Source organism: Fusobacterium perfoetens (genome assembly GCF_021531475.1).
GTDB lineage: Bacteria > Fusobacteriota > Fusobacteriia > Fusobacteriales > Fusobacteriaceae > Fusobacterium_B.
The window spans coordinates 1-9,837 of sequence record NZ_JADYTX010000054.1; the positions used below are offsets into that span (position 1 = coordinate 1).

Annotated in this window: 10 protein-coding genes; all 10 read right to left on the minus strand. The window is 22.3% G+C overall.

Annotation, left to right across the window (positions count from 1 at the left end; translation table 11 throughout):
* Positions 1-105: 105 nt before the first annotated feature.
* Positions 106-666 (minus strand): zeta toxin family protein, encoded by a 561-nt coding sequence (locus I6E15_RS09560; protein WP_235247552.1) that lies wholly within the window; start codon positions 664-666, stop codon positions 106-108.
* The gene (locus tag I6E15_RS09565) at positions 666-845 is read right to left on the minus strand and encodes a GNAT family acetyltransferase (RefSeq protein ID WP_235247553.1); all 180 of its coding nucleotides are present in this window, start codon (positions 843-845) and stop codon (positions 666-668) included. Before I6E15_RS09565 ends, I6E15_RS09560 begins: the two co-directional genes overlap by 1 nt.
* A 533-nt stretch (positions 846-1,378) precedes the next feature.
* Positions 1,379-2,488 (minus strand): FRG domain-containing protein, encoded by a 1,110-nt coding sequence (locus I6E15_RS09570; RefSeq protein WP_235247554.1) that lies wholly within the window; start codon positions 2,486-2,488, stop codon positions 1,379-1,381.
* Positions 2,489-2,663: 175 nt separating this feature from the next.
* The gene (locus tag I6E15_RS09575; protein ID WP_235247555.1) at positions 2,664-2,819 is read right to left on the minus strand and encodes a YegP family protein; all 156 of its coding nucleotides are present in this window, start codon (positions 2,817-2,819) and stop codon (positions 2,664-2,666) included.
* A 92-nt stretch (positions 2,820-2,911) separates the two neighbouring features.
* Positions 2,912-4,414: a lipopolysaccharide biosynthesis protein gene (locus I6E15_RS09580; protein WP_235247556.1), complete on the minus strand. Its 1,503-nt coding sequence runs from the start codon at positions 4,412-4,414 to the stop codon at positions 2,912-2,914.
* A complete protein-coding gene (gene wzy, locus I6E15_RS09585) occupies positions 4,392-5,777 on the minus strand; it encodes an O-antigen polysaccharide polymerase Wzy (protein WP_235247557.1) in 1,386 nt (461 codons plus the stop codon). Before wzy ends, I6E15_RS09580 begins: the two co-directional genes overlap by 23 nt.
* Positions 5,767-6,885: a glycosyltransferase family 4 protein gene (locus I6E15_RS09590; protein ID WP_235247558.1), complete on the minus strand. Its 1,119-nt coding sequence runs from the start codon at positions 6,883-6,885 to the stop codon at positions 5,767-5,769. The genes wzy and I6E15_RS09590 overlap by 11 nt, the downstream gene beginning before the upstream one ends.
* A gap of 8 nt (positions 6,886-6,893) precedes the next feature.
* Complete coding sequence (locus I6E15_RS09595) at positions 6,894-7,907, minus strand: alcohol dehydrogenase catalytic domain-containing protein (protein ID WP_235247559.1); 1,014 nt, start codon at positions 7,905-7,907, stop codon at positions 6,894-6,896.
* A complete protein-coding gene (locus I6E15_RS09600) occupies positions 7,900-8,622 on the minus strand; it encodes a 2-C-methyl-D-erythritol 4-phosphate cytidylyltransferase (RefSeq protein WP_235247560.1) in 723 nt (240 codons plus the stop codon). Before I6E15_RS09600 ends, I6E15_RS09595 begins: the two co-directional genes overlap by 8 nt.
* The gene (locus I6E15_RS09605) at positions 8,619-9,758 is read right to left on the minus strand and encodes a CDP-glycerol glycerophosphotransferase family protein (protein ID WP_235247561.1); all 1,140 of its coding nucleotides are present in this window, start codon (positions 9,756-9,758) and stop codon (positions 8,619-8,621) included. Before I6E15_RS09605 ends, I6E15_RS09600 begins: the two co-directional genes overlap by 4 nt.
* Positions 9,759-9,837: the final 79 nt, after the last annotated feature.

Sequence of the window (9,837 nt, forward strand, 5' to 3'; positions counted from 1 at the left end):
GATATATATGTATTTACTATTTTTATATAATAATTTATTGATAAATCATTTATTGAAAAAAATTTTACTCTTTCTAACATTTTATCTCCTAATTATTATAAATATTTATTTTAATATTTGCTTTAACCATTCAGGAACTTCTTCACATACTTTTATATATTCAGAACCAAATTTAGTATAACATAATTTATATATTCCTGAATTATCATAAATCTTTGCATAATCTACTAAGGGCAAGATAGCCTCTAAATTCTTCAAAGTTTCTATATATCTCTTTTCAATTACATCTTCAGGAATATCGTGTCCCCCTCTTTTAACCCTATTTTTAACCCTTTGTTTTGCTATTTCAGGAGAATCAACTCCAACATAATAAAGATGAATTGTATATCCTTTCTCCTTAATTTCTTTTATAGCTTTTATAATATTTTTTCCAGTAAGAGTTGTTTCTTGGTTAAAAGATATATTTTTTTCAACACATTCTTTACGAAGTTTTAAAGCCATTTTTCCTGCTCTTACCTGGTCTTGGTTACTTCTCCAATCTCCTATATTTCTTACAATTTCATCAGTATTTATTCTAACTCCTAAATCTAACGTTGGTGTAATTGTATTATAAAGAGTTGATTTTCCAGCTCCATTCACTCCTGCAAAAATCACATAATTTGGCATTAAAATACTCCTTTTGTTATTAATTTTTGTTGAAGTAATTGAGTTTTCCATTCTTCTAATTTTAAATAAAGTTTCTTTTCATCATCAGATTTGGCATTTTCTACCATTTTATTTATATCGTAAGTTGATAATTTTAAAATATACTCATATAAATTTTCTGCATTTTTTAAATCTTTCATTTTCTCACCAACCTTTTTATATTATAATATAAAATTATTTTTGACTTTTTTTAATTTATTTGTAGTTAACTTTATTTTATTATCTCTTGAATACATTGTATAATTTATTTGCTAGTTTGTCAAAGTAAAATAAAAAGGCAAGTTATAAACTTACCCTTTCTATAATTATCATTCGCCTTTACGGTAGCGAGACACCCATATCTTTGTATAATAATTATACCTTTTTTTCATAAAAAGTAAAAATTTTTTTTGAGATTTAGTGTTAGAAATTGAAAATTGCCCACTTAAAATTACTTTGTAATTTTTGAAATTGGAGCTTCTTCCCATAATTTTTTCCCTTTTTTAAAAAGTAATTATATATTATTTTACCTTAAAATAAAAAATATACATAAAAGGAATATTTTTAAAATTATTATTTTAGGAAATAAAAAATATTCTGAGAGGTTAATAAAAGAGTAAAATAAAAGCTCCCAAAATATTGAGAGCATCTATTCTAAGCTTAAATTTTTTAAATATTACTTTTTATCTTAACTTTATCTGAAAATAATTTTTGAACTCCCAACAAATAGTTCTTCTTCTTTTAATAAATTCTCTAAATTCCATTTTTTATCTAAATTTTCTATTTCATCTTTTGAAAGAAAATTTTTTTCATCCACTAAGTTAATTTTATTTTCAAATAAAAGATTTTTTATTTCTTCTTCAGATAAATTTCCAGATAAACCTTCTTTGTAGTTTTCAAAAGCTTCTTTAAAATCTTTAATGGAAAATTCTTTTGAATTGTCTATTCTTTTTAGTAAATTTTTTATTATTTTGGAATTATCATAATTAAATAATTCGTCACCACTTTTAAATTTTGAAAAAATTTCTTTTGAAAATTCAACAGAATGTTTAAATTTAAGTTTTTCAAACCCTTCATTTTGAATATCATAATTTTTATCTAAAGGATCAACTATAAAATATCCTTTTTGCTTGTAACAACGTGTAAAAGGTTGATATCCTATTGGATAAATTTTTAGTTTATCTAATTCCAAAAAGTCAATATTTTTTTTTATATATAGATATCCATAAGGTTCTTTCTTTATATCTTCCTCACATAAAGGTCTATATTTTTCTGATTTTTTATCGTAAATACATGTTGCAAAAAATAATGCTACAGCAAGCCTATCTGTTATATCTATTAAATTAGTAGCAAGTCCATAGTGTTGAGCAATTGCATATCCAAATACATCTCCAAAAATAGACCACTCTTGTACCTGCTTTAATTTATCTAATTCTTTAGAAAAGTGTATAACTTTTAAAGAACTTTTAAATTTTTCTAACTCAATATTATCACAATTATTTTGATTCAACACTCTATTAAGAGAAGAATTACTTTTTTTATATAGAGCATTTTCACCTCTAAAATAATAATTTTTCATTCCATATCTGATAACCTTTCCATGAGGATATGGGATTATATGCCCATTTATATTTCCTTGATTAAAAAATTCAGATAAAATATCTTTTCTATTTCCTTTCAATAAAATTTCTTTTGAAAGATCTGGATTTTCTTTTCTATATTTAGTGTATTCTAAATTATACTTTTCTTGCTCTTCATCCAAATAAAGATTTTTTTTTAAAATTTCCAAACTTATTTCTTTCATATTTCTCCTTAATATTTTTAATTTTACTATTCTTATTTATAAAAATTTATCTTAATATTAATTGATGTTATAGTTATACTTTATTTCATTAAAGAAGTCAAGTTCTTTATTTTAAGATAAAAAAGAGGTCAAAATTTTCTGACCTCTCTTTGTTCGCATTATTAAACAACTTTAATTATTTTTGATAGCCATTTCTTTTTGCATTTGCGATACAATCTACTTTATTAGAATACCCTTGAGAAGAAGAGCCAACAATCCTTCCATTAGGTGCAGTTCTTCTCCAACGCCACTCTCCTTTGGTATCACGATAAAACTCCCATTTATCTTCCATTGTTATTTTCACCTCCCTATTTATTGTATTCTATTTTTTTAATAAAAATAATTATTCTATATTACATTAGAGATATTCAGAAGAATAAATTTTTAATTAACTTTTTTATTATGTTCTTTCTTTATTTTAATATTTTCTTTTAATAAATTTCTAAAATTCTTATTTAATAAGAAAATTAAAGTTATAGCTATTAAAGAAATACTTGATATTTTTACAGCATAGACTATCCAAGATAACCAAGAAGTAATATTTTCTTGAATAAACGGTTTTGTTATAAAATTAAGACTTATTAAAGAAATAATCACAAGAATTAAATAATTCCCATAAACTTTAATATATTCTTTCCAGTCTTTATTAAAACATCTTTCAAACACTAAAATAGGTTTATAAATTAGTATAACTGTGATGTTTGAAACAATAGTTCCAATTATTACTCCATCTAGTCCCAATTTTAATCCAAGTATAATTGATACAACTAAATTTATCACACTTTCTAAAATAGGGGATTTTATATCATCAAAAAAACCCGCTCCTTCTTTAAATTTATCTAAAATTCCTCTAAATAAATTAACCCAAAGATTAAAGCAAATCAACTCTATAGTAAAATTACTTAAAAGTATTGTTTCAACTAACCAAAGATTAACAAAACTATTAATCAAAACATACATACAATATGTGAAAACAGTTGCAATAAAACAGTAAAAAATATTAAATTTTTTTAAACTTTCATAAATTTCTATTTTATTGTGCTTAGCTATAAAATTTCCTATCTTTGGAGAAAGAACATTTGTTAAAATATCTATTATAGTTTTTAGAGTTTGAACTATCATTTGATAACTAGCATAAATCCCAACTATTTCTAAGGAAGTAAATTTCGATATAAGAATTAAATCAGTATTAAAAACTACTAGTCCTCCTATTTTATGCCAAAATAAATTTTTAATATCATTTTTTATTCCGTTAAATTTTTCTTTTGTTTTTATTATAAATGAATATTTTTTCTTATAATGAAATCTAAAGAATACCCATTGAACTAAATTGTCCAAAATTAATAAAATAATGTAAATAAAAAAAGAATGATATTTTATAATACAAATTATCTGTAATAGTTGAAATAAAGACTTTGAAATTGATTGCACACTTCTAACATATAAAAATTCTTGGTTAGCTGTAAATAAAATAACATATTTTATAAATAAATAAGTTGAAACTGTATTCAAAACATATAAAACCCAATAGAAATAAATTTCATTAGAAAAATTTGATACTTTCGTAAAAAATGGTATTATAGGAATACATAAAGCTCCCAATATTATTAGTAAAACAGCTATTTTATTATAAATATTATCGATCGTGTTAATTACAATACTTATATTTTTATAATCTTTTTCTGCTAAAGGCTTATAAAGAGCAAAAGCAGAAGCACTTCCAAGACCCATTTCTATAATATTAAGGTATGCTAAAAGTTGAGTAAAAAGCTTCATTATACCTAAAGTTTCTAGTCCCATATATTGTACAAAATATCTATTTTGAATAAATAAAACAGCATTAGACAAAACTGTTAATATAAAATTAATTAAAACTTCTTTTTTCAAATTTATTCTCCAATTTCTTGTGTATTAAATAATGAATTATTATAAATAAAAAATAGAAAGATAAATATTTAATGTTTGGAAAATAAGAATCTCTACTCATATAATAAATATGTGGCAAAATTATTAAATAACCCCCCATATTCAATTCACTTTTTTTTCTATTTAAAAATAAAATTCCAATAATAAAACCTAACATAAACATTAAAATAATAAATATTATTTTTGAATCTAAAGCAATAACTTCCCCTAAAAAACTACCTCCTATTCCTTCTCCATTTAAATATCTTTGAGGAGATAAAAAATAACTTAAACTATGAGATAAAACTCCACTTTGTCCATTTAAAATTGTATTACCTTCTTCAGTAGTAAAGCTTAGTATACTAAATTGTATAACATCTTTTAATTCGTTTTTAAATTTTATAATTGTTCCTAAAACATTTATACTTACTCCTTGTTGATTAAAAAAGGAAAAAAATAATTTGTTTAAATTAAAACTTAAACCACTTCTAAATTGATTTATATATTGAGAGAAAGTAATAACAAACATTGTAATCCCACTAATTAATAAATAATTAATCTTCTTCTCATATTCAGTAAAATAATAAGTTATAACAACTAAAATTCTAATTATAAATCTTCCTCTACTACCAGATAGAGCTTCTAAAAATCCAATAAATAAATACTGAAAAGATATTATTAAAAAAATTTTTTTTGAAGGTTTAGTCAATAAAAAAAGGATATAACTTATTTCAGAAAAAGTACCACTTCCTTTAGTAAAAAAAGGATAAGTAATTTTTTCTCTATAAAGAGCTAAGTATCCTTTTTTTTCTATAAAATTATATAGAATAATTTTTTTATACGAACTCAAGAAGAAAAATATTTCAAAAAAGACAATATAAATCTTTCTTAATACAAAATCTATATTTGAAATTTTATATTCTTTTATTTTCATAGTTCTGCTGCACAAAAAGTTTCCTACAAGAAAACCTAAATTAATAAAAAGAATAGCGAAAATAATAACTTTAAATAATTCTATTTGTTCTATTCCTTTTAAAGAAAAATTAATAAATCTATCCATTGACATAACATCTCTTAAGTTAAATAAATCAAGAAGAAATCTTCCACCCAAAAAAATAAAGAAAGTTCCTAAGAATATATTATACGGTTGAAAAAAAGAAATTAAAATAGTTCCACATAATAAAGAAAAACCTAAAATAGACAAGAACTGAAAATCTAAAAACTTTCTAAAAAATAAATTATATGAGTTTTCATTATTATATAGATAAAAAAATTCTATAAAAAGCAAACATATTAAAATAAAATTGATTTTTATTAAATTTATAATTTTTATTTTATTTTTCATTTTTATCCCCTAATTTTTGAATTATACTTATCCATTGACTTATTATTTTATTTTTTTCAAATTTTTCTAAGTTTTCCTTACTTTTACTTGAAAAGTTTTTTCTAATATTTTGGTTTTCAATCAAATAATTTATTTTCTCTATCATTTGGTTTAAATTTCCATTTTCAATTAAATATCCATCTATATTGTGTCTAATAATTTCTGATGGACCTGTTTCTATGTCAAAGCTTATAAGTGGTAAAGAATTTGCTTTTGCTTCTAATAAAACCATAGGTAATCCCTCATAATAAGAAGTCATTACATAAAAGCTATATTCTTTATATATTTCATAGATATTATCAGATTTTCCTTTAAGTATTAGTTGATTTTCTAAATTATTTTCTTTGATTAAAGATTTTATATTTTCAAATTCATCTCCATCTCCGTAAATATTCCATTCCCAATCTTTATTTTTTTCTAAAACTTTTTCAGCAATTTTTACCAATCTGTCATAACCTTTTACCTTATCAAATCTTCCAACTGTTATTATTTTTTTACTATTAATATTATATTCATTTTTTAAATTTAGTAAACTATCATCTATAAAATTATAGATAAAATCTATTTTATTTTCAGACATATTAAATTTCTTTATATAATTAATCTTATCTTTCTTTGTTAAAGTAATAATTTTATCTGAAAATTTTGAAGCCATATATTGATTTAGTTTTTGGAATTTATCATTATTTATTTCATTGTTTAGATTAGAATGCTCACAAGAAATTATTTTTAAATCTTTTATAAAAAATTTGCAAATAGAACTAATTAAAGGAGTTCCCATTCCAATTCCTATTAAAATACTTATTTTCTCTTTTTTTAAAAATTTTACTAATTTAAAAGTGGCTACAAAAAAATAATATCTCATTCTAATATTATTTTTATTTAAGTATTTTATAAAAATTTTATTATCAAGTTTAAAAAATGGTTTTTTATTTGTCTTATTTAGACTAATATAATAATATTTATTTGTTTGGTCTCTTTTTATAAGCTCATTTAATAAATTAGTTGCTACTCTTTCTCCGCCACTAATTGTTGTTATATCAATTTTAAAAAATCCTATATTTTTCACTTCTCCACCTATAAATTCCACTTAAATACTGTTTTAAATGGATTATTTAAATCTTTCCTAAATACTTTATGTATATCTTCTATTGTTTTTACTTCTTCTTGTTCTTGAATTATCATTTTTAATCTCATTTGAAATTTTTTATCTTTCATAAGCTCTACAGCTTTTTCAAAATCTTTATACCCTGAACGGCTACAACCAACAAAAGTTAATCCTTTTTCAAGTATATCTCTTGTATTTATTGGGATTCTATTTTCACTTACTCCCATAAGCATAACAGATCCTTGAGGTTTTATATGCTTTATAATATCATCTATTGCATAACTGCTACCTTCTCCACCAGCACATTCAAAAGCGTGATCTATTTTATAATCTTCAGGAATATCATCAACCAAAATAGTTTCATCTACAAAAGAAAATAAAGAAAGTTTTTCAGGATTTTTTCCAAAAACTATTATTTTTGAATTAGGAAATTCTTTTTTTAAAATATTTGAAACTATAAAAGCTAAACTTCCATCTCCCCAAATTCCTATTTTTTCTTTATTTGAATGAGAAATTTTTTTGAATCTTTCTAAAGCATGAGTACCAACACTTATAAACTCTGTTATAGCTGCTACTTCTAAAGAAATATTTTCAAATGGAACTAATCTATCTTGTGAAATATTAATATATTCCCTCATAAATCCATCATAACCACTTGATAAAAATTTGGCTCCTTCTCCATAGTTTTCATAAATTTCATCATTATATTTTCCAGGAACATTAGGAATTAAAACAACTTTTTGTCCTTTTTTAAATTTTTTAGATTTATCAAAAACAACCTCTCCACAACATTCATGTATAAGAGCCATAGGAAGTTTTTTTCTTAATACTTTTTTATCTCTATTTCCTGTATAATATCTTTGATCGGCATGACATATTGCCATATATAAGGGTTTTACAATTACATTATCATTAAAATCTATATTTTCATATTTTATTGAGATTACTCTTGGACTAACTAACTGATAAACATAATTAATCAATTAAGTTTCCTCCTATCATAGCTTGAGCTATTTTATAATCACTTGGAGTAGTTATTTTAAGATTAGAAATTTCTCCTTTTACCAAGTAGACAGGATAATTTTTTACAACACAGATTTTACAAGCATCTGTTAAAATTTTCTTTTCATCTTCTGAAAGTTCGTTGTATAATTTTTTTAATATAGAAATTTTAAAACTTTGTGGAGTTTGTCCTTGATACATAAATTCTCTATTAGGAATTTCAGAGATAATCTCTTTATTGTTTGAAACAACTATAGTATCAATTGCTGGAACTACAGTATCACAAGCACCATATTTTTCTGCAAACTCTATATTCTCATTTAATATTCTTGATGTTATAAAAGGTCTTACAGCATCATGAGTAACTATTATATTATTTTCATTTTCTCCAAATTTATTTTCAATATCGCTAACTATATTCATAATAGTATCGTTTCTATCTTTTCCACCTGAAACTAAAACTATTCTTTTCTTATTATCTTCATCTAGTATATATTTATTGATTAAATCTTCCATGTATAAAATCCAATCTTTATGAGTTCCTATATATACATAATCAAATTTTTGACAAAGTAACATTTTTTGTAGTGTATGAATAATTATTGGTTTATCTCCCAATAATAAAAATTGTTTTGGCATATCAGCAATATTCATTCTTGAACCGATACCACCAGCTAAGATTGCTCCAAATATCATTTTTCTTCCTCCCATAGTCCTACTTCTTTTAAAACTCTTTCTGTTGAATTTCCATCAAAAGGATTAAAGAAATATCTAGCAAATTTTTCTATTCTTTCCAAATCCCATTCTTTATTTATAATTGAATTAACTACTTCATCTGTTGTATAGTTTATTTTGTTAGGAATAAAATCATAATAATTATAATAAAATCCTCTATCTTTAATGTATTCTTCTACATCATACGAATAAAACAATATTGGTTTTTTCATAATTGAAAATTCAAATATTATTGATGAATAATCACTAATCAAAATATCTGATGCTATTAATAAATCGGATACTTGAGGATAATCTCCAAAATTAAAAGAAAATTTATTATCTACTTGTATATTGTCTTTTTTTATACTTGGATGAAGTCTTAAAAGTAAAACATAATCTAATTTTTCAAGTTTTTCTTTCATTAAATTAATGTCTAATTTAAGATTAAAATTACCTTTATCGTTATCTCTAAAAGTAGGAGCATACATTATTATTTTCTTATCTTTTAAATTTGTATATTTATTAAAAAACTCTTCTTTGACTCTTAATTTTTCATTTTCTTTAAAGAAAATATCTGCTCTAGGTATTCCTAAATTTTTAATTTTTTCTCTTTCAATACCAAAAGCTTCAGCATAGATGTCAATTATTTTATCACTAGAAACACTTAATAAATCTATTGATTTAAATTTGTTTTTATTATATTTGATATTTTTATCTCTTAATTCAGCAAAACCAAATTTTTTGAATGCTCCAGCTCCATGCCATAATTGAATATTTTTTTGTTCATTTCTTTTAGGGAGAAAGGATAGAAATCCTGAATCAGCAAACCAATATTTTGCTGTTGCTAAATGATAAATTCCTTTTAAGTTATAAAAATTATAATTTTTTATAAAATTATAATTCTGTTTTTTTTGTAGTTCCACTAAATAAAAAGAATATTTTTTTTCTTTTAAATATTCATAAATATTTCTACAATTTCCTGAAAATTTTGAATTTGTCCCTTCACAAAATACTATCTTTTTGTCTTTTAAAGGAAAAATGCTAAAAATTTTAAATTCTAATATTAAAAATAATTTTAGAATTTCTTTCATATAAAGCACTATATTATTTTTCATTTTTCTCTCCTCGTATAATATTTATATAATAATTTTTTAATTATTAAGCTATTTTAATTTTTATGTAATATACTGTTAT

What these genes read in the sequence shown, in the direction of transcription:
- I6E15_RS09560 (WP_235247552.1), bottom strand. Translation starts at nt 666, where the DNA reads ATGCCAAATTATGTGATTTTTGCAGGAGTGAATGGAGCTGGAAAATCA.
- I6E15_RS09565 (WP_235247553.1), bottom strand. Translation starts at nt 845, where the DNA reads ATGAAAGATTTAAAAAATGCAGAAAATTTATATGAGTATATTTTAAAA.
- I6E15_RS09570 (WP_235247554.1), bottom strand. Translation starts at nt 2,488, where the DNA reads ATGAAAGAAATAAGTTTGGAAATTTTAAAAAAAAATCTTTATTTGGAT.
- I6E15_RS09575 (WP_235247555.1), bottom strand. Translation starts at nt 2,819, where the DNA reads ATGGAAGATAAATGGGAGTTTTATCGTGATACCAAAGGAGAGTGGCGT.
- wzy (WP_235247557.1), bottom strand. Translation starts at nt 5,777, where the DNA reads ATGAAAAATAAAATAAAAATTATAAATTTAATAAAAATCAATTTTATT.
- I6E15_RS09600 (WP_235247560.1), bottom strand. Translation starts at nt 8,622, where the DNA reads ATGATATTTGGAGCAATCTTAGCTGGTGGTATCGGTTCAAGAATGAAT.
- I6E15_RS09605 (WP_235247561.1), bottom strand. Translation starts at nt 9,758, where the DNA reads ATGAAAAATAATATAGTGCTTTATATGAAAGAAATTCTAAAATTATTT.